Source organism: Nocardiopsis dassonvillei, assembly GCF_964273065.1.
GTDB classification, from domain to species: domain Bacteria; phylum Actinomycetota; class Actinomycetes; order Streptosporangiales; family Streptosporangiaceae; genus Nocardiopsis; species Nocardiopsis dassonvillei_B.
This window is the reverse complement of record NZ_OZ186815.1, coordinates 4,388,068-4,406,763: the sequence shown is the minus strand read 5'-3', so window position 1 is coordinate 4,406,763 and position 18,696 is coordinate 4,388,068. Positions and strand designations below refer to the sequence as shown.

Genomic DNA, 18,696 nt, shown 5'->3' with positions numbered 1-18,696 from the left:
GGCGCCCGACATAATCCGGAACATGGTCTTTCCCCGGGTCATCGCCACCGATCTCGACGGCACCCTCCTCGGCCTCGACGGCCGCGTCTCCGAACGCAACCGCAGGGCACTGGCCGCCGCCGTGGCCGCCGGTGTGAAGCTGGTCCTGTCCACCGCGCGCCCGCCGCGCACCACCGCGCACATCGCCTCCCTGTTCACCTGCTCGGCGGTCCTGTGCGGCAACGGCGCGGTGGCGCAGTTGCCCGGGGCCGACCCGATCGTGCGTGCGCTGGACACCGTGACCGCGGGGACGGTCATCGGCCACCTGCGCGGGGCCCTGCCCGCGGTGGGGTTCGGGGTGGAGACCGGAACGGACTTCTACCACGACGCCGGCTACGACCTGGAGCCCTGGGTGCCGCGGGACTGGGTGCGCGAGGTGGTCGGCTCGACCGACACCCTGCTGGAGCGGGCCCGGCCCATCACCAAGCTGCTGGTGCGGTCGCGGGAGATCCCGGTGCACATCCTGCACGAGACCGCGGCCGGCACCGTGGGCGGGCTGGTGGAGGTCACCTACTCGGGCGGGCACGGGCTGCTGGAGATGAGCGCGTCGGGCGTGGACAAGGGCAGCACCCTGGCGATGGTGTGCGAACGCTGGGGGGTGTCCGCGGAGGAGGTCGTGGCCTTCGGGGACATGCCCAACGACCTGCCCGCCCTGTCGTGGGCGGGGGCCGGGTACGCGATGGAGAGCGGGCACCCGGGCCTGCTGGACCCGGCGCTGGGCCTGCTGACGGCGCCGCCCGCCCACGAGGACGGGGTGGGCCGGATCGTGGAGCGGCTGCTGGCGTGAGCCGGGGCGGTCGGGGCCGCCGGGCCGTGCGCCGCCTGCGGCGGTCCGGAAAATCGCTGGCCGACGGGGACGGGACCGGCCTAGGGTGCCGGTGCGCCGCCGTCCGGCGGCGGAACGACGACCCCGGGAGTCCCCGATGCCGCACCCCGCCCGGATGGCCTCCGCCCTGGCCGACCCCGAACGCCTGCAGCTGTACGCCCGTGTCATCGTCGCCGGCGCCGCCGGTGTGCCCGCCGAGGAGGTCGCCGCCGCGGGCCCGGTCGCGGCCCGGCACCTGGCCCGGCTGGCCGAGGCCGGCCTGGTGCGCGAGGAGGCGGGCCGGGTGGAGTGGGTGCCGGACGCGTTCGCCGCCGCCCTGCGCGACCAGCGGCCGACCGCGCCCGGGGACCCGGTGGACGAGCTGTTCCGGGACGGCCGGCTGGTCTCCATGCCCGCCCGCCGGGCGCTGCGGCTGGACGTGCTGGACCGGATCTCCCGGCGGCTCTTCGCCCCGGGCACGGAGTACGACGAGAAGCAGGTCAACGCCGTGCTGCGGACCTGTTTCGACGACACCTCGGCGCTGCGCAGGTATCTGGTGGACGAGGGGTACCTGGAGCGGAGCGACGACGGGAGCTCCTACCGGCGGGCCGACCGGTAGCCGGCGGCCGGGCCGGCCGCACGCCGTCCCTTCGGACACGGCACGGCCCCCGGCACCGGGTGGTGCCGGGGGCCGCGCGACACGGGTCAGTGGGCCAGCTTGAGGCCGACCACGCCGGCGACGATGAGCAGCAGGCACAGCGCCTTGGTCACGCTGAAGCCCTCACCGAGCACGAACATGCCGACCAGCGCGGTGCCGACGGCGCCGATGGCCACCCACACCGCGTACCCTGTGCCGACGGGGATGGTCCGCAGGGCGTAGGCCAGGCCCGCCATGCTGCCGACCAGGGTGACCCCGAAGGCCACGGTCGGCCACAGCCGGGTGAAGCCCTTCGAAGCGCTCAGCGCGGTCGCCCACGCGGTCTCCAGCAGTCCGGACAGGACCAGCACGAGCCAGGCCATCGGTACACCTCCACGACGAGAACGGATGTTCCGCGCCGTCTTGTCCTCACCGGGTACGGCGCACCTCGTCCGGGGCCCCGCGGGGCCGGGCCCGCGCGGGGCGCGGGCGGTGTCGATGTGAACGGTACAACGTCCCCGGCGGCCGGGCCGTTCCTCCCCCGGTGGTGGCCTCCCCCACCGGCGCCGACCGCTGGCCGACCGTTCGTCCCGGATCCCGACCGCTCACCGCACGGTGGGCGACCGCTCGCCGCTCGAGGTCCTCGTTCGGCGCGCGTGTCCGCGCACCCCCTCCTGCCTCCGAGTGCGGCTGCTTACAGTGCCGGGTAATACAGGTCACATCCGGGAGACCGGGTGACGACCCCGCACCGCACCGCCCCACCATCCATCCCCCGGAGGTTGTACCCATGACGATCGAGCGGTCCCCGGACCCCTCGCCGCCGCCCAACGGCGACGGCGCAGGCCTGAGCGCGGAGGCGGCCGTGGCCATGTACTCCGACCCGCGCTTCGTGCAGCTCAAGCGGCGGCTGTACCGGTTCATCTTCCCGGTGAGCCTCGCCTTCCTCGCCTGGTACCTGCTGTACGTCCTCCTGTCGGCCTTCGGCCGCGACGTCATGGGCACGGTGCTCTTCGGCAACGTGAACGTGGCCCTGGTCTTCGGCGTCCTGCAGTTCGTGTCCACCTTCGGCATCGCGATCTGGTACACGCTGTACGCCCGCCGCCACCTGGACCCCGCCGCCGCCGAGGTGCGCGAAGCCCTCCGCGGGACCGAGGAGGACTCCGCATGATCGAGCTCGCACAGGAGGCGACGAGCGAGAGCGCCCGCCTCGTCACGATCCTCCTCTTCTCCCTCATGGTCGCGGCCACCCTCGGCATCACCGTGTGGGCGAGCCGCCAGACCAAGTCGGCCACCGACTTCCACTCCGGCGGCCGGAGCTTCTCCCCGCTCCAGAACGGCCTGGCCATCGGCAGCGACTACATGTCCGCCGCGTCCTTCCTCGGGATCGCGGGCATGATCGCCCTGTTCGGCTACGACGGCTTCCTCTACTCCATCGGCTTCCTCGTCGCCTGGCTGGTGGCGCTGCTGCTCGTCGCCGAGCTGCTGCGCAACTCCGGCCGCTACACGATGGGCGACGTGCTCTCCTTCCGGATGCAGCAGCGCCCGGTCCGCACCGCGGCCTCGGTCTCCACCCTCGTGGTGTCGATCTTCTACCTGCTGGCGCAGATGGTCGGCGCGGGCGCCCTCATCGCGCTGCTCCTGGGCATCCAGGAGGGCCAGACCTTCCTGGGCATGGACGCCGCCACCGCCAAGATCGTCGGCATCGTGGTCGTCGGCCTGCTGATGACCGTCTACGTCACCCTCGGCGGCATGAAGGGCACCACCTGGGTCCAGATCGTCAAGGCCGTCATCCTCATGTCGGGCGCCGCCCTGCTGACGGTGCTCACCCTGGCCCTGTACGGCTTCAACCTGGGCGCCCTCATGGGGGACGCCGCCCAGGCCAGCGGCCAGGGGGGCTTCCTGGAGCCCGGTCTGCGCTACGGCGTCGAGGTCGCAGGCGACCCGCTCCAGACCATGTGGAACAAGCTCGACCTGATCAGCCTGGGCATGGCCCTGGTGCTGGGCACGGCGGGCCTGCCGCACATCCTCATCCGCTTCTACACGGTCCCGGACTCCCAGAGCGCCCGCAAGTCGGTGAACTGGGGCATCGGCCTCATCGGCGCCTTCTACCTCATGACCCTGGTGCTGGGCTTCGGCGCGGCCGCCCTGGTCGGGCACGAGGCCATCCGGGCCCAGGACGCGGCGGGCAACACCGCCGCACCGCAGCTGGCGCAGACGGTCGGGCAGAGCATCGGCGGCGACATGGCGGGGGCGGTGCTGCTGGCGATCATCGCCTCGGCCGCGTTCGCCGCGATCCTGTCGACGGTCGCGGGCCTGGTCATCGCGTCCTCCTCGTCCCTGGCGCACGACTTCTACAACTCGGTGATCCGCCGCGGCAAGGCGACGGGCGCCGAGGAGGTGCGGGTCGCCAAGATCGCCGCCCTCGGCGTCGGCGTGGTGGCCATCGTGCTCGCGATCTTCGCCCAGGGGCTCAACGTGGCCTTCCTCGTGGCCCTGGCCTTCGCCATCGCCGCCTCGGCCAACCTGCCGACGATCCTGCTCAGCCTGTTCTGGAAGCGCTTCAACACCCGGGGCGCCCTGGCCGGCATCTACGGCGGCCTGATCAGCGCCGTGGGCCTGGTCTTCTTCTCACCGGTGGTCTCGGGTTCGGAGACCGCGCTCATCCCGGGTGCGGACTTCTCCTGGTTCCCGCTGCCCAACCCGGCCCTGGTGTCGGTGCCGATCAGCCTCCTGTGCGCGGTCATCGGCACCCTCACCTCCAAGGAGCAGGACTTCGAGAAGTTCGCCCTGCTCCAGGTGCGCGCCCTGTCCGGCGCGGGAGCGGAGAAGGCCTCCGAGCACTGATCCCGGCGGGCCGGACCACCCGCCGGCCCACCACCCCCGGCGGACGGCCTCCGGCCGGCCCGCCGACCCACGGACCCGCCCACGGCGGGGGCTCCTCCGGGAGTCCCCGCCCCGGACCACAGAGGACCCGGGGTGGCCATCGGCGACCGCGACTCCCACCGGGGCCCGCCCCGGCCCCGGACGGCGGCCGCCGCCCCGGGTCCCCTCCCTCCCGGGCCCGTCACCCTCACGGATGACGGGCCCGGCTCGTGCCCGAACCGACCTGCCCCGTGCGAGGATTCCCACGGAAGCCGAAAGGTGACCCGGACAACGTGAGCGCCGACACACTTTGCTGGGATATTGTCGTCTTGTGTCGTATCGGTGGCCGTCGTGGTTGTCCCCCTCCCGGCGCCGCCGCCCCGGGCCGTCGGAGTCGCGGGCGAGCGTCGAGTTGATGCGCCAGGTCCACGCCCTGGGCGTCGACCTCCGGGACGGGCTGCACGGCAGGAGCGTGCCCGCCGCGGCCAGGCGCCTGCGGCGGCTGCTCGGTGCCGACGGCGTCGTCCTGGCGGACCTGGACGGCCCGGTGGCCGGCCACGGCAGGCGCCCCGAGCCGGACGAGGTCGACTCCCTGCTCGCCCAGGTCTTCGAGTACGGCAGCAACGTCCGGACCCGGCTGGCCGACGGCGCGACGGTGTGCGCGGTCCCCCTGAGTGTCGCCGACGAGATCGCCGGGGCGCTGGTGGCGTCCGGCGACCTGGTGGAGGCCGACGTGGAGGCGGCGGCCGCCCTGGTGTCGGACTCCCTGGACCACGCGGCGCTGCGCCGGGCCCGCGCCCGGATCGCCGCCGCCGACCTGCGCACCCTGCGCGCCCAGATCTCCCCGCACTTCGTGCACAACGCGCTGGCCGTCATCGCGGCGCTGGTGCGCACCGACCCGGACCGGGCCCGGCACCTGCTCTCGGACTTCGCCGACTACCTGCGGTACGGCTTCTCCGAGAAGGGCGACTACGCCACGGTGGCCGACGAGCTGGAGGCGGTGCAGACCTACCTGGAGCTCCAGCGGGCGCGGTTCCACGACCGGCTGGACATCACCGTGCGGATGGCCCCGGAGGTGCTGCCGGTGGCGATCCCGTTCCTGGTGGTGCAGCCGATCGTGGAGAACGCGATCCGGCACGGCCTGGAGCGCAAGGAGGGGCGGGGGCACATCAGCGTCTCGGGGTTCGGCGAGGGCCCGCTGTGCGTCATCGAGATCGAGGACGACGGCGTGGGCATGCACCCCGATCTGGCCCGCTCCCTGCTGGCGGGCACCGGCCCGGAGTCGCGCAGCATCGGCCTGGCCAACGTGGACCAGCGGCTGCGCGCCGTCTACGGACCCGAGTACGGTCTGGTGATCGAGACCGCGTTGGGGGAGGGGACCAAGGTGACCGTACGCGTTCCGAGGTTCGCCAGAGGGGTGGTGGCACCGTGAAGTCCGCCCTCCGGATCCTGGTGGTGGAGGACGAGGCGTCCACCCGGCAGGAGATGGCGGCGCTGCTGGAGGACATGCCCGAGGTGGCGCGGGTGCTGGTGGCCGAGAACGGCGCGGCGGCCGTGCGCCTGCTCGGGGTGGAGTCCATCGACGCCGCGTTCCTGGACATCCTCATGCCGGGGCTGGACGGAATGGACGTGGCCCGGGTGCTGAGCGTCATGTCCGACCCTCCGTCGATCGTGTTCGTGACGGCGTCGGAGGCGCACGCCGTGGAGGCGTTCGGCATCGGCGCCGTGGACTACCTGCTCAAGCCGATCCGGCCGGAGCGGCTGGCCGAGGCGGTGGGGCGGATCGCCCAGCTGCGCCGCCCCGAGCAGGCGGCGACCCCGGCCGAGGACCTGCACGTGGTGCAGATCGACACGGGCCGCCGGACGGTGTTCGTCAAGCGCGACGAGGTGCAGTTCGTCGAGGCGCAGGGCGACTACGTGCGCCTGCACACCGGCGAGGGGAGCCACCTGATCCGGCTGTCGCTGTCGTACCTGGAGGAGGTGTGGGCGGCGGCGGGGTTCGTCCGGGTGCACCGGGGCTTCCTCATCGCCATCCCGTGGGTGCGCGACCTGCGGGTGACGTCCTCCTCCGGCCTGGTGGCGGGCACCCCCGCCGGGGACGTTCCGGTGAGCCGGAGGCACGGGCGGAACCTGCGCGCACTGCTCCTGGAGGCGGCCCGCCGCGACCAGCTGGGGCGCGCCGCCAACTCCCAGCCGGCCCGTGTCCGGGACGGTGAACCCGAGGGACCGCCGCGGCGGGAGCCATGAGTCCGCGGCGGGAGAAGCTGACCAGCCCCCAGACGCGGATCGCGCTGGCCCGCGGCAACCGGCCGGCCCAGCACCTGCTGCCCATCCCCGGCCCCGTGGACACCGAGGCGGCGCGGCGGCTGTTCCGCCGCCAGCGCCGGACGGCGGTGCGCACGGTGGTGCTGCTGTCGCTGCTGCTGTTCGGGATGAGCGGCGCGTTCGCGCTGTGGCCGCAGCTGACGGGGGCGCGGGTGGCGGGGGTACCGCTGTCGTGGGCGCTGCTGGTGGTGGGGGTGTACCCGCTGCTGTTCCTGCTGGCGCTGTGGCACGTGCGGTCCGCCGAGCGGGCCGAGGAGGACGCCGCGGCCGCGGACGGGGAGACCGGAGCGGAGGGCCCGGGGTGATCTCCGTCCTGGCCATCGGCCTGGTCCTGGTCACCAGCCTCGTCATCGGCGTCTACGGGGTGCGCGCGGCCCGCTCCACCTCGGACTTCCTGGTGGCCTCGCGCCGGGTGTCGCCGAACTGGAACGCGATGGCGATCGCCGGGGAGTACCTGTCGGCCGCCTCGGTACTGGGCCTGTCGGGGCTGCTGCTCAAGAACGGCCTGGGCACCATGTGGTACGCGGTGGGGTTCTGCGCGGGCTACGTGGCGGTGGTGGCCCTGGTCGCGGGACCGATGCGCCGCTCGGGGGCGTTCACGGTGCCGGACTTCGCCGAGTACCGGCTGGGCGCGCCCCGGCTGCGCAAGCTGTGCGGATTCGTGGTGCTGGTGATCATGCTGCTGTACCTGGTGCCGCAGTTCAAGGGCGCCGGGGTGGTGCTGGCCCTGGTCAGCGGTACCCCGTACTGGGTGGGCGTGGTGCTGGCCGGGGTCGTGGTGAGCGGGTCGATCGCGGCCGGGGGGATGCGTTCGGCGACCTACGTGCAGGCGTTCCACTACGTGATCAAGCTGCTGTTCATCGCCGTCCCCGCGGTCTACCTGGTGGCGCACGCGGGTGCGGACGTGCGGGCTCAGGCGCTGCACCCGGAGTGGGGGACCCACTTCGCGGAGACGACGCCGGTGGAGTTCACCGTGGACACCACGTTCGGCCTGGACGAGCCGGTGGCGGTGACGGCGCCGGACGGCGACCGGGTGGAGCTGGACGCGGGCGACCACACGGTGCCCGAGGGCACCGTCTACGTGTTCCCGCAGGGGTCGGCGGTACCGCACCCGGAGGGGCTGCCCGACCTGGGCGGGGAGCGGTGGAGTGCGCCGCTGCTGAACTCGGGCGGGTACCCGCTGTTCGAGACGTGGTCGACGCTGCTGGCGATCACCCTGGGGTGCATGGGGCTGCCGCACGTCATCATGCGCTTCCACACCAGCCCGACGGCGCGCACCGCCCGCCGGGTGGCGGTGGGGGTGATCGCCCTGCTGGGCCTGTTCTACCTGTTCCCGGCGGTGTACGGGCTGCTGGGCCGGGTGCTGACCCCGCAGCTGGTCCTGTTGCAGGGCACGGACACGGTGGCGGTGGTGCTGCCCGCCCAGGCGGTGCCGGGGTCGGTGGGCGTGATCCTGACGGCGCTGGTGGCGGCGGGCGCGTTCGGGGCGTTCCTGTCCACGTCGTCGGGGCTGCTGCTGGCGCTGGCGGGCGGGCTGTCGCACGACCTGTTCCAGGGGAGCGTGCCGCGGCTGCGGCTGGCGGTGGCGGTGGGCGCGTGCGTGGCGGTGCTGCTGGCGCTGCCCGCCGAGAAGATCGACATCAACGTGCTGGTGGTGTGGGCGTTCACGGTGGCGGCGTCCACGTTCTGCCCGCTGCTGGTGCTGGGGATCTGGTGGCGCAGGCTCACCCTGCCGGGGGCCGCCGCGGGGCTGACGGTGGGCGGGGTGACGGCGACCGGCGCGGTGGGCTGGTCGATCCTGCTGGTGACTCCGGAGGGTTGGCCGACGGTGCTGCTGGCGCAGCCCGCGGCGTGGACCGTCCCGCTGGCGTTCACGACGATGGTGGTGGTGTCCCGGCTGACCCGGCCGCCGGACTGGGCCGAGCACGCGGTGCTGCGCCTGCACTCCCCCTGACCCGGACCGCGGTGTTCCGGCCCCGCGGGGGGCACCGAAGCCGTACGATCTCCGAGTGTCGCACAACGAGCACGAGGAGTGATATGACGTCCCCCCGCCGCGCCTTCGCCGTCCTGGCGACGGGCCTGCTGCTGATCGGCGGCGCCCCGGCGGCGCGGGCCGCCGTCCCCGACCCCGCCACCACGGGCCCCGTGTCGGTCTCCACCGGTGAGGAGGGCGTGCGCGTGGACGCCCCCGGCGTGCGGGTGGAGAGCGGTCCCGACCGGGTCGAGGTGGAGGTGGGCCGGACCCCGGTCTCCCACGTCCTGGTCTGCGCCGACGGGACCCGGGTGGTGGTCCACTCCGGCCGGGCTCCGGCCTGCCCGCCGCGGGCGCCGCGGCCCGAGCCCCCCGCGCCCGCCCCCAGGCCGCCGGCGCCCGAGCCGCCCGCCCCCGAGGAGCCTCCGCCCGCCCAGGAGAGCCCTCGCGTCCCGGAGCCGCAGCCCCGGGTCCCGGTGGACCCGGAGAGCCCGCAGGCCCGGCCCGCGCCGGGGGCGGCCCCCTCCCCCGGAGCGGAGCCGGCGGCTCCGGAGTCCGCCCCGACGGCCGGGGCCGCCCCCGCGGACCCCGCGTCCCCGTCGGCGGAACCAGCGGAGGCCGCCCGGCGCGAGGAGCCGGCACCGGCGGCCGCGGCCCTGCCGGTGGCGGACATGACCGGGGGCGGTGCCACCGCCTCCCCGGCCTTCGGCACGATGCGCACGAGCGCGGTGCTCCTGGTCGTGGTGGCCGTGGCCGCGGCGGCGTCCGCGGGGGCCGCGGCCCGGGCGAGCCGTCAGTAGGCGCTCAGCGGTGCGTCCAGGGCCCGGTCGATGCCGTCGAGGCCGGCCACGGCGTCCTCGATCGTGCCCGCGTCGTGGGCGAGGATGCCGCTGAACGGATGGCCCATGTAGAACAGCAGCACGACCGTGGCGAACACGAACGCCAGGTTGGCCGCGGCCCAGAAGTAGGCGACGCGGGAGCCGCTCCGGATCATGGCGAAGGGCAGGACCGCGACGACGATCGCCGAGAGCGCGGCGATGCCGGTGAGCAGGGGCGGCATCGCCTCGGTGGCGGCGTCGGCCCGCTCCAGGCGGGCCTCCCCCAGCGAGTTCAGCTCCTGGCGGGCGGTGAGCCGGTCCAGCCCGTCGCCGGTGTCGGAGACCGACAGCGACCGCACCGAGGCGGCCAGGTCCGCGTAGGCGGCGTCGCCCTCGGGGCTGAGGCCCCGGGCGGCCTGCATGGCGGGCCAGTCGTCCTCGACCACGGCGCCCAGGTAGGCGCGCAGCCGCTCGCGGACCTCCTCCGACTCCTGCTCGGGCAGGGCGACGGTGCTCCAGTACAGGGACTGGGCGGAGCCGGCCTCGGCCATCATGCCGTCCTCGGCACCCTTGTACCCCTCCCAGCCGATGACCACCCCCATCGCGGCCGAGCCGAGGTAGAGGGCGAGGGCGCAGGGGGCGACGACGATTCCGACGGCGCCGCCGGAATCCTCGTCGTCGACCCGGAAGCGGCCGACGGCCAGGACGGCCCCCGCGACCATGGTGGCCAGGACGGCGAGGACGAGGAACAGGGTGAGCATAAGGTTTCCCGAGGGCAGATTGCGTCACTGTCGGTCACATGATTAGCACGGACCGGAATTGCCTCGGGGGAGTTCGGGGAAAAACCCGCGGATGCGCGGTCCCGGAACGCGCCGGGGCGCGGGCACCCTGCGGTGCCCGCGCCCCGTGTCGCGGCCGGCCCCTTGCGCGGAAGAGGGGGTCGGCGGGATGCCCGCTACCGGCCGAGCCGGTCCAGCAGGGCGTGGTACTCGTCCCAGAGCTCGCTCGGGAGGTGGTCGCCGAAGGTCTTGAAGAACTCGGGGACCAGGGCGGCCTCCTGCTTCCAGATCTCGGGGTCGACGGAGAGCAGGAACTCCAGCTCCTCGGCGGACAGGTCCAGGCCCTCGGTGTCGATGCCGTCCTTGGTCGGCAGCAGGCCGATCGGCGTCTCGACGGCGTCGGCGGTGCCCTCCAGGCGCTCGACGATCCACTTGATGACGCGGCTGTTCTCGCCGAAGCCGGGCCACACGAACCGGCCGTCGGCGTCCTTGCGGAACCAGTTCACGTAGAAGATCCGGGGCAGCTTCGCCTGGTCGGCCCCGGCGCCCACCCTGATCCAGTGGGCGAAGTAGTCGCCCATGTTGTAGCCGCAGAAGGGCAGCATCGCGAACGGGTCGCGGCGCAGCTCGCCCACGGTGCCCTCGGCGGCGGCGGTCTTCTCGGAGGAGACGTTGGCGCCCAGGTAGACGCCGTGCTTCCAGCCGAAGGACTCGGTGACCAGCGGGACGGCGGTGGCGCGGCGCCCGCCGAAGAGGATGGCGGAGATCGGCACGCCCGCCGGGTCCTCCCACTCGTCGGCGATGGTCGGGGCCTGCCCGGCCGGGGTGGTGAAGCGGGAGTTGGGGTGCGCCGCGGGCTCGGAGGACTCCGGGGTCCAGGGGCGGCCCTTCCAGTCGGTCAGGCGCGCCGGCGGCTCCTCGGTGAGGCCCTCCCACCACACGTCGCCGTCCTCGGTGAGGGCGACGTTGGTGAAGATGCTGTTGCCCCACAGGGTCTCGATGGCGTTGGCGTTGGTCTTCTCGCCGGTGCCGGGGGCGACGCCGAAGAAGCCGGCCTCGGGGTTGATGGCGCGCAGGCGGCCCTCAGCGTCGAAGCGCATCCAGGCGATGTCGTCGCCGACGGTCTCGACCTTCCAGCCGGGGATGGTCGGCTGGAGCATGGCGAGGTTGGTCTTGCCGCAGGCGCTCGGGAAGGCGGCCGCGATGTAGTGGGTCCCGCCCTCGGGCGAGGTGACCTTGAGGATCAGCATGTGCTCGGCGAGCCAGCCCTCGTCGCGGGCCATCACCGAGGCGATGCGCAGCGCGTAGCACTTCTTGCCCAGCAGGGCGTTGCCGCCGTAGCCGGAGCCGTAGGACCAGATCTCGCGGGTCTCGGGGAAGTGCGAGATGTACTTGGTGGAGTTGCAGGGCCAGGCGACGTCCTCCTGGCCGGGCTCCAGCGGGGCGCCGACGGAGTGGACGGCCTTGACGAAGTCGCCGCGCTCCTCGATCAGGCGCAGGGCGGCGTCGCCCATGCGGGCCATGATGCGCATGGAGACGACGACGTACGGGGAGTCGGTGATCTCGACACCGAGCTGGGAGATCTCGCCGCCCAGCGGGCCCATGCAGAAGGGCACGACGTACATGGTGCGGCCGCGCATGGCGCCCCGGAAGACCTCGCCGAAGGTGGCGCGCATCTCGTCGGGGGCGATCCAGTTGTTGGTGGGGCCGGCGTCCTCTTCGCGCTCGGAGCAGATGAAGGTGCGGTCCTCGACGCGGGCCACATCCGTGGGGTCGGAGGTGCAGTAGAAGCTGTTGGGGCGTTTGTCCGGATTGAGGCGCCGGAAGGTCCCCTGTTCGACGAGCAGGTCCGTGAGCCGGGTCCACTCCTCGTCGGAGCCGTCGCACCAGACGACGTTGTCGGGCTGGGTCAACTCCGCGACCTCGCGAACCCAGGACACCAGTTCTTCGTGGGAGGTCGGGGCCACGCCCAGATCAATACCGACAGTCACAGCGGCTCCTTTGTGAATCGAGATCCCTCGCATCATGAACGAAGCTCCCCCACGGTGACCAATTGGTATAGGCCAATGGTCTAAAGCTGTGGGGCTGGACGAGCGGGTCCCGCTACGCCACAGGGGTTTCCGCGGCTGCACGGATGTGCCGGGAGAGGCCTGGGTGACGGGGGTTCCGTTCCTGGTGGGAGCCGATTCCCCCGGAGTGGCGGGGAAGAGGCGCTCCGGGGACGACACGGCGTGCGGTTCGTCACACACGGCCCCGGTCCGGTGACGGACCATCCGTGGACCACCGGATAGGCGGCCGACCGGGTTCCGGGCTCCGGCCTGCGCGGACTCCCGGAACCCCGGGGCGCCCGCGGCCGTCGGCCCGCGCGGCACCGCACCGGAGCGGCCGGTGGGCGGGAGCCGTGCCCGCTCACGAGGTGCGCCGCGCCGATCGTGCCGCTCCTCGCGGCGGCGCGGCCGTCCCGGCCCCGGGGCCGGGTACGCCTGCCTGCACAACGCCGTGGACGACCGCTCCCGCCCGGCCTGCCCGGAAATCCCGGCCGACGAGACCGAGGAGACCGCGGCCGGGTTCTGGCAACGGGCCCATGCCCACTTCGCGTCGGCGGGCATCGTCGTGGAGCGGGTGCTGACCGACAACGGGTCCTGCCACGAGTCCCACACCTGGCGCGACCTCCTGGCCGGCCGGGGCATCGCGCACAAGCGCACCCGCCCCTACCGCCCCCGGACCAGCGGCAGGGTCGAGCGCTTCAACCGGACCCCGGTCGAGGAACGGGCCCACGCCCGCCCCCACCGGTCCGAGGCCCAGGAGCGGGAGGCGTTCACCGGATGGTCGCACCACTACGACCACCACCGGCTCCACACCGCGATCGGCGGCCCTCCCGCCTCCCGTGTGCCCGACCTCTCAGGTCGGTACACCTAGCGCAGTATGGCGACCGGGCCCCGGGCACCGTGCAGCACGGAGTGGCTGACCGAGCCCAGCAGCAGGCCCCGGAACCCGCCGCGCCCGCGCGAACCCACCACGATGAGGTCGGCGGGGGTGGCCTCCTCCAGCAGGGCGACCACCGGGTGGGCGCGCACCACCCGGGTCGTCACCGAGACCCCCGGGTGGCGCAGCCGGGGCTGCTCCAGCTCCTCGGACAGGGACTGGCGGGCGGCCTCGGCGGCGGTGGTGTCGTCGAACAGCTCCGGCGGGATCGGCCCGGTGGCGGCGGCGAACGCCACCAGCGGCTGCCAGGCGCTCACCGCGACCAGTTCGGTGTCGGCGAACTCGGCCTGGGCGAACGCGAAGGCGACGGCGCGGCGGCTGGGCTCGGACCCGTCGATGCCGACGATGACCCGGCCGCGGACACCGTGCGCGGCGGCGTGCTCGTGCGGGAGGACCACCACCGGCACCGGGGACCGGGCGGCCAGCTCGATGCCGACGGAGCCGACGAAGGCGGCCACGATGCCGCGCAGGCCGCGCGAGCCCACCACCACGGCGACCGACCCCTCGGCGGTGGCCTCGGCGAGCAGCGCCTCCACCGGCCGGGCGTAGGAGAGGCGGGTCTGCACCCGCAGTTCGGGGAAGAGCCGCGACACCCAGTCGGCGGCGTAGGAGAGCAGGCGCTCGGCGTCACCGGTGTCGGCCTCGTCCGGGGGGACGTCGATCCGGGTGTGCGCCCCGAACACCCCGACCGAGGTCAGGGCGCCGGCCGCGGCCACGATCCGCACGCCGAGCCCGCGCAGCACCGCCTGCTGGGCCGCCCACTCCAGCGCGTGGCGGCTGGAATCGGTACCGTCGACCCCCACGATCAGCCACCGTGTCGTGGTCGGACCGTCCATCGCGCGCACTCCTTCGCCGACCGGGCCCGCCCGTACGCACCCGTCTCCTCCGTTCTCTGCATGATGCCGCGCCCAGGGGCGCCCGCGGATAACGGTGACGCCGCGAGTTGGCCGACACGGGGTCGGCCGAAGGGTGGTGGGGCGCCCACCGGGGCATAAGGTCCCCGAGCGAACCGGTGTGACCGGGAGCGCCCGCGGGTCCCGTCCGAGAGGTGTGGGAGAGCGTCGGGTGAGAACGGAGGGGGCGATGTCTTACTCGGGACATTGGCACTGGGACTACAGGGACGGCCGGGTGGCCGCCGTCGCCGCGGCGATCGTGTACAGCATGTGGACGCTGGAGGTGCTGCTGCCCGGCGGGGCCGCCGTGCAGGGTGCGCTGGCCGACCCGGATTCGGTGTTCGGCCGGTTCCTGGACAGCGCCCACCGCACGGGGTCGATCCTCGTGGTGCTGGCGGCGGTGCTGGGACTGACCCTGGGCGCCCGCCGGACCGGCCGCCTGCTCACCGCGTCCTGGTGGTCGATGGGCGTGTTCGGCGCGGCCTCGTTCGTCGCCTCGCTGCTCCCGGGCCGCTGCGTGGTCTCCACGGACGTGGCCTGCGCCTCGGAGACCCTGGCCGAGGGGGTGGGCGGGGCCACCGCCGCCCAGCCCGTCATAGCGACCGTCACCATCCTGGCCGCGCTGGTCGGCGTGGCGACCCTCGCCCTGGACCGCCGCCGGGCCGCCGACCCGGCCTGGGTGTGGGTGGCCGTGGTGGCCGCGCTCCAGGCGCTGGCCGCCGTCGCCGTGCTGGTCCTGGCCGTGCAGGTGTCCGGGGGCGACGGCAGCCCGGGCGTGGCGCTGGGCTTCCTGGAGCGGGCCCACCTGGTCACGGTCGCCCTGTGGCTGCTGACCGCCGGCGTCCTGCCCGGCCCCTGGAAGCGCTCCACCGCCCACCGCCCCGCCCCCGCCGCCCGCTGACCGCCCGGAGCCGGCCGACCGGAGGCCGGGGGACGCTCCGGGCGGCCTCGCGGAGTCCTCGGCATCCCATCGACGGGGTCTCCGCCGCCCCCGCGTCGCAGCGGTGCGGCTCGCCCCGTCAGCCGGCGGCGGGCGGGGCGAGTGCTTCGGGCAGCGGGCGGGCGTGGACGACGTGGAGGGTGCTGACGGCGCGGGTGAGGACGACGTAGAGGCGGTTGAGACCGCGCTCCTCGGCCTCGGCGATGGCGGCGGGCTCGGCGACCACGACCGCGTCGAACTCCAGGCCCTTGGCCAGGCCCGCCGGGACGGCGACCAGGCGGGCTGCGTCCAGGCCGGTGTCGTCGTCCAGCACCGGCACCTCCAGCCCCTCCGCGGCCAGCTCCTCCAACAGGGCGGGCAGGTCGGCGTCGGCGGCGATGAGGCCGACCGAGCCCTCACCCTCCAGCGCGGTGCGGCAGGCCTGCGCGACCCGGGCTGCCAGTCCGTCGGCGGCCGGGGTGACGCGCAGTGAGCCCGGGGCCCGGCGGACCGCGACCGGGGCGCCCAGCCCCCGGGCGATGGTGGGCAGCAGCCGGGCGGCGAAGTCGATGATCTGGGCGGGCACCCGGTAGCCCCGGTCCAGGACGCTGAGGTGCCCGGTGGGTTTGCCCAGGTGCTCCAGGAGGGTGGACCAGGTGCGCACGGCCGACGGGCTGGTCCCCTGGGCGATGTCGCCCAGCACGGTGAGCGAGCCCGACTCGCAGCGGCGGCCGATGGCCCGGCACTGCATGGGGCTGAGGTCCTGCGCCTCGTCCACGACGATGTGCCCCAGTCCCGCGGGCCGGTCGATCAGCGAGGCGGCCTCGTCGATCAGGGCCAGGTCCTCCACCGACCAGCGGGCCGACCTGGGCCCCCGCGGGCGGCCCGGCAGCAGGACCGCCTCCTGTTCCCGGGCCGTGAGGATCCCGTCGGCCGCCCTGGCCAGCCGCCCGGGGTCGGTGAGCAGCCCCAGCACCTGGGCCAGCGGTTCCACCTTGGGCCACAGCGCGGTGACCGCGGACCGCACCGCCGGGTCGCGTCGGACCTGCTCGTGCGTGCGGTCGTCGCAGACCTCCCCCTCGGACTCCATGAGGGTGAGCACCGTGTGGGCGATGCGGTGGGACAGCAGCTCGCGCCCCGAGCCGTAGGCGACGCCGCGCCCGGCCAGCTCGTCCAGCAGGGGCCGCAGGTCCTCCGGGTAGAGCCGCCAGCGGCGCGAGCCGCGGCGGACCATGAGGGCCTCGGCGGGCTCGCGCAGGTGCGACCACAGGTCGCGGCGGATCACCTCGGCCATCCGGGCGTCGCCCTTGACCCGGGCGGCGAAGGGCTCCTCGGTCCGGCGGACCCATCCCTCCGCGGACCGGAAGCGCTCGGGCAGGCCGCGGGTGAGCAGGTCCGCGACGGTGGTCTGGGTGACGTCGACCTCGCCCAGGGCGGGCAGCACGTTGCGGATGTAGGACAGGAACGACCGGTTGGGGCCGATGATCGCCACACCCGCCCGGGACAGGCGTTCGCGCTCCGTGTAGAGCAGGAACGCGATGCGGTGCAGGCCCACCGCGGTCTTGCCGGTGCCCGGCGCCCCCTGCACGCACAGGGTGGTGCCCAGCGGGGCGCGGACCAGGTCGTCCTGCTCCGGCTGGATGGTGGCGACGATGTCGCGCATCGGCCCGGTGCGGGGCCGCTCGATCTCGGAGGCCAGCAGGTCGCCGGGGCGGTCGCCGGGGTCGGGGGCTCCGGTGAGGTGCTCGTCCTCGAAGGCGGTGAGCACCACCTCGGGGTCCGCCCGCGGTCCGTGTTCGACGGTCGTGAAGCCGTACCGGCGGCGCACCCGCACGCGCATCCGGTCGGCGGGCGAGGCCCGGTAGTAGGCGACGCTGATGGGCGCGCGCCAGTCCAGGACCAGGGGGCGGCCCTGCGGGTCGTGGACGTGGCGGCGGCCGATGTGGATCCGGTCGGGACCGGCGCCCGCGTCCTCGTCGAGGAAGACGGTGCCGGGGTCGAAGTCGAGGCGGCCGAAGAACAGCGGCGCCCCGGGCATGTCGGCCAGGGCGGCCAGGCGGCGCTGCCTGCCCCGCCGGAGCGCGGCGTTGGTGACCTTGTCGTTGACGACGTCGCCGAGCACCAGTTCGGTGCCCTCGACCTCCTCGCGCATGGTGCGCAGGGCGGTGCGGGCGGCGGTGAGGGCGTCCCGCTCGGCGACCAGTTCGGGGTCGGCGGGCGCGGTCGTGGGATCGGTCGTGGTCATGCGGACCTCGGGAGGGATCGACGGGACACGGCACGGCCTCGCGCGTGCGCGGGTCCCGCCCCGGTCGCCCTCTCAGGGCCCGGTTCGTTCCGATCCTCGTGAAGCGCACGGCGTCCCCTGCGGGGGTGGGCCGTGGAAAGGGAGAAGGACCAGCCTACCCCCGCCCGGGTGTGCGCCGGACGCCCGTCAGGTCTTGCGCAGGCGGACCCGGCTGACCCGGTGGTCGTCCCCCTTGAACAGCACGAGGGTGGCCCGGCCCCGGGTGGGCCGGATGTTCTCGACGAGGTTGACCTCGTTGATGGTGCGCCAGGTGTTGGCCGCGAACTCCAGGGCCTCCTCCTCGCGCAGGGTGGTGGCCATGTGGTGGAAGTAGGAGCGCGGGTCGGAGAAGGCGGTACGGCGCAGCTCCCGGAAGCGGTCCAGGTACCAGTCGCGGATGTTGCCGACCTTGGCGTCGACGTAGATCGAGAAGTCGAAGAAGTCGGAGACGGCCAGCCGTCCGGCGTTGGCGGGCTGGAGCACGTTGATGCCCTCGACGATGAGGATGTCGGGGCGGTGCACGGTCTGCCGCTCGCCGGGGACGATGTCGTAGTTCAGGTGCGAGTAGACGGGGATGTCGATGCCGTCGGCCCCGGCCTTCATCTCGGAGACGAACCGGACCAGGGCGCGCCGGTCGTAGCTCTCCGGGAAGCCCTTGCGCCGCATGAGGCCGCGCGCCTCGAGCACCGCGTTGGGGTACAGGAAGTTGTCGGTGCTGACCAGTTCCACGTCCGGGTGGTTGGGCCACTGGGCCAGCAGGGAGCGCAGCAGCCGCGCGGTGGTGGACTTGCCGACCGCCACGCTTCCGGCGACGCCGATGATGAACGGGGACGGCCGGTCGGACTCCCCGAGGAAGCCGCGGACGGCGGCGTGCCGCTGCTGGGTCGCGCCGACGTACAGGTTGAGCAGCCGGGACAGGGGCAGGTAGATGTCCCGCACGTCGTCGAGGGACGTCGGGTCGGTGGTACCGCGCAGCCGGGAGAGCTCGGCCTCGGTCAGGGAGAGCGGAGTGGAGGCCCGCAGGGCCGCCCAGGCCTCCCGGTCCAGTTCCACGTACGGCGTGGAGACGCCGGTCTTCGTCGGGTGGGACACGAATGACCACCCTAGACGAGGGCTTCGACCGGTCCGGGCGCCCGGGTCGGGGTAAGCCCGAAGCCAGGCCTGAACGTGGTCGAAACCACACGTTCGCCCGCCCGTCACCCCGACCTCGACGGACGGCCACCGGCCGGCGGCCCTCCCCCGTGTGCCGCCGATGTTTTTTTCGGCCGGTCCCGGCCGGGTGGAATCGGTTCCACTCGGACGGCCGACACGCCCCCCACCTGCGCGGTCTACCCTTGGTACACCAAATGGTCTATACCGTTACCTGGGAAAACAGCTA

At 73.9% G+C, this 18,696-nt stretch carries 17 protein-coding genes and 1 riboswitch; of the genes, 11 read left to right on the top strand and 6 right to left on the bottom strand.

What is annotated here, in order from left to right:
• The first annotated feature begins 22 nt into the window (after positions 1-22).
• Together ACSUPR_RS19715 and ACSUPR_RS19710 are read left to right on the top strand one after the other, a co-directional pair.
• The gene (locus ACSUPR_RS19715; protein WP_436886174.1) at positions 23-826 is read left to right on the top strand and encodes an HAD family hydrolase; all 804 of its coding nucleotides are present in this window, start codon (positions 23-25) and stop codon (positions 824-826) included.
• A gap of 136 nt (positions 827-962) precedes the next feature.
• Positions 963-1,463, top strand: coding sequence for a DUF2087 domain-containing protein (locus ACSUPR_RS19710; protein ID WP_436886173.1), 501 nt, complete (start codon positions 963-965; stop codon positions 1,461-1,463).
• 86 nt (positions 1,464-1,549) lie between these two features.
• Here ACSUPR_RS19710 and ACSUPR_RS19705 read toward each other — a convergent pair whose 3' ends face one another.
• A complete protein-coding gene (locus ACSUPR_RS19705; protein WP_436886172.1) occupies positions 1,550-1,864 on the bottom strand; it encodes a DMT family transporter in 315 nt (104 codons plus the stop codon).
• A gap of 29 nt (positions 1,865-1,893) precedes the next feature.
• A riboswitch (guanidine-III (ykkC-III) riboswitch) is annotated at positions 1,894-1,954 on the bottom strand.
• A 314-nt stretch (positions 1,955-2,268) separates the two neighbouring features.
• Between ACSUPR_RS19705 and ACSUPR_RS19700 the strand changes: the two genes are divergently transcribed.
• From ACSUPR_RS19700 to ACSUPR_RS19670, 7 genes are all read left to right on the top strand, one after another.
• On the top strand, positions 2,269-2,649 hold the full coding sequence (locus ACSUPR_RS19700; protein ID WP_436886171.1) for a DUF485 domain-containing protein: 381 nt from the start codon (positions 2,269-2,271) through the stop codon (positions 2,647-2,649).
• Positions 2,649-4,325, top strand: coding sequence for a solute symporter family protein (locus tag ACSUPR_RS19695; protein WP_436892066.1), 1,677 nt, complete (start codon positions 2,649-2,651; stop codon positions 4,323-4,325). The genes ACSUPR_RS19700 and ACSUPR_RS19695 overlap by 1 nt, the downstream gene beginning before the upstream one ends.
• 433 nt (positions 4,326-4,758) lie before the next feature.
• On the top strand, positions 4,759-5,775 hold the full coding sequence (locus tag ACSUPR_RS19690; RefSeq protein WP_436886170.1) for a sensor histidine kinase: 1,017 nt from the start codon (positions 4,759-4,761) through the stop codon (positions 5,773-5,775).
• Positions 5,772-6,590, top strand: coding sequence for a LytR/AlgR family response regulator transcription factor (locus ACSUPR_RS19685; RefSeq protein WP_436886169.1), 819 nt, complete (start codon positions 5,772-5,774; stop codon positions 6,588-6,590). The genes ACSUPR_RS19690 and ACSUPR_RS19685 overlap by 4 nt, the downstream gene beginning before the upstream one ends.
• Positions 6,587-6,973 carry a hypothetical protein gene (locus ACSUPR_RS19680; RefSeq protein ID WP_436886168.1) on the top strand — a complete coding sequence of 129 codons (387 nt, stop codon included), beginning with the start codon at positions 6,587-6,589 and terminating at the stop codon, positions 6,971-6,973. The genes ACSUPR_RS19685 and ACSUPR_RS19680 overlap by 4 nt, the downstream gene beginning before the upstream one ends.
• Positions 6,970-8,622: a cation acetate symporter gene (locus ACSUPR_RS19675; protein WP_436886167.1), complete on the top strand. Its 1,653-nt coding sequence runs from the start codon at positions 6,970-6,972 to the stop codon at positions 8,620-8,622. Before ACSUPR_RS19680 ends, ACSUPR_RS19675 begins: the two co-directional genes overlap by 4 nt.
• Before the next feature lie 83 nt (positions 8,623-8,705).
• A complete protein-coding gene (locus tag ACSUPR_RS19670; protein ID WP_436886166.1) occupies positions 8,706-9,440 on the top strand; it encodes a hypothetical protein in 735 nt (244 codons plus the stop codon).
• On the opposite strand, the gene ACSUPR_RS19665 is transcribed toward ACSUPR_RS19670, so the two are convergent.
• Complete coding sequence (locus ACSUPR_RS19665) at positions 9,434-10,219, bottom strand: hypothetical protein (protein ID WP_436886165.1); 786 nt, start codon at positions 10,217-10,219, stop codon at positions 9,434-9,436. The genes ACSUPR_RS19670 and ACSUPR_RS19665 overlap by 7 nt on opposite strands.
• 194 nt (positions 10,220-10,413) lie before the next feature.
• Positions 10,414-12,210 (bottom strand): phosphoenolpyruvate carboxykinase (GTP), encoded by a 1,797-nt coding sequence (locus ACSUPR_RS19660; protein WP_436892065.1) that lies wholly within the window; start codon positions 12,208-12,210, stop codon positions 10,414-10,416.
• A gap of 526 nt (positions 12,211-12,736) precedes the next feature.
• Between ACSUPR_RS19660 and ACSUPR_RS19655 the strand changes: the two genes are divergently transcribed.
• Positions 12,737-13,156 (top strand): integrase core domain-containing protein, encoded by a 420-nt coding sequence (locus ACSUPR_RS19655; protein ID WP_436886164.1) that lies wholly within the window; start codon positions 12,737-12,739, stop codon positions 13,154-13,156.
• On the opposite strand, the gene ACSUPR_RS19650 is transcribed toward ACSUPR_RS19655, so the two are convergent.
• Positions 13,153-14,058: a universal stress protein gene (locus tag ACSUPR_RS19650; protein WP_436886163.1), complete on the bottom strand. Its 906-nt coding sequence runs from the start codon at positions 14,056-14,058 to the stop codon at positions 13,153-13,155. The genes ACSUPR_RS19655 and ACSUPR_RS19650 overlap by 4 nt on opposite strands.
• 247 nt (positions 14,059-14,305) lie before the next feature.
• Here ACSUPR_RS19650 and ACSUPR_RS19645 point away from each other — a divergent pair, with 247 nt between their 5' ends.
• Positions 14,306-15,016 (top strand): DUF998 domain-containing protein, encoded by a 711-nt coding sequence (locus ACSUPR_RS19645; protein WP_436886162.1) that lies wholly within the window; start codon positions 14,306-14,308, stop codon positions 15,014-15,016.
• A gap of 118 nt (positions 15,017-15,134) precedes the next feature.
• Here ACSUPR_RS19645 and ACSUPR_RS19640 read toward each other — a convergent pair whose 3' ends face one another.
• Both ACSUPR_RS19640 and coaA read right to left on the bottom strand, forming a co-directional pair.
• Positions 15,135-17,279 carry a HelD family protein gene (locus tag ACSUPR_RS19640; RefSeq protein WP_436886161.1) on the bottom strand — a complete coding sequence of 715 codons (2,145 nt, stop codon included), beginning with the start codon at positions 17,277-17,279 and terminating at the stop codon, positions 15,135-15,137.
• Between the two features lie 186 nt (positions 17,280-17,465).
• Positions 17,466-18,371, bottom strand: a complete 906-nt coding sequence (gene coaA, locus ACSUPR_RS19635; protein WP_436892064.1) for a type I pantothenate kinase — start codon at positions 18,369-18,371, stop codon at positions 17,466-17,468.
• Positions 18,372-18,696 lie beyond the last annotated feature (325 nt).

Excerpts from the sequence above, each read along its gene's own strand:
- ACSUPR_RS19715 (WP_436886174.1), top strand. The coding sequence starts at position 23 with ATGGTCTTTCCCCGGGTCATCGCCACCGATCTCGACGGCACCCTCCTC.
- ACSUPR_RS19710 (WP_436886173.1), top strand. The coding sequence starts at position 963 with ATGCCGCACCCCGCCCGGATGGCCTCCGCCCTGGCCGACCCCGAACGC.
- ACSUPR_RS19705 (WP_436886172.1), bottom strand. The coding sequence starts at position 1,864 with ATGGCCTGGCTCGTGCTGGTCCTGTCCGGACTGCTGGAGACCGCGTGG.
- ACSUPR_RS19700 (WP_436886171.1), top strand. The coding sequence starts at position 2,269 with ATGACGATCGAGCGGTCCCCGGACCCCTCGCCGCCGCCCAACGGCGAC.
- ACSUPR_RS19690 (WP_436886170.1), top strand. The coding sequence starts at position 4,759 with ATGCGCCAGGTCCACGCCCTGGGCGTCGACCTCCGGGACGGGCTGCAC.
- ACSUPR_RS19680 (WP_436886168.1), top strand. The coding sequence starts at position 6,587 with ATGAGTCCGCGGCGGGAGAAGCTGACCAGCCCCCAGACGCGGATCGCG.
- ACSUPR_RS19670 (WP_436886166.1), top strand. The coding sequence starts at position 8,706 with ATGACGTCCCCCCGCCGCGCCTTCGCCGTCCTGGCGACGGGCCTGCTG.
- ACSUPR_RS19665 (WP_436886165.1), bottom strand. The coding sequence starts at position 10,219 with ATGCTCACCCTGTTCCTCGTCCTCGCCGTCCTGGCCACCATGGTCGCG.
- ACSUPR_RS19650 (WP_436886163.1), bottom strand. The coding sequence starts at position 14,058 with ATGGACGGTCCGACCACGACACGGTGGCTGATCGTGGGGGTCGACGGT.
- ACSUPR_RS19645 (WP_436886162.1), top strand. The coding sequence starts at position 14,306 with ATGTCTTACTCGGGACATTGGCACTGGGACTACAGGGACGGCCGGGTG.
- ACSUPR_RS19640 (WP_436886161.1), bottom strand. The coding sequence starts at position 17,279 with ATGACCACGACCGATCCCACGACCGCGCCCGCCGACCCCGAACTGGTC.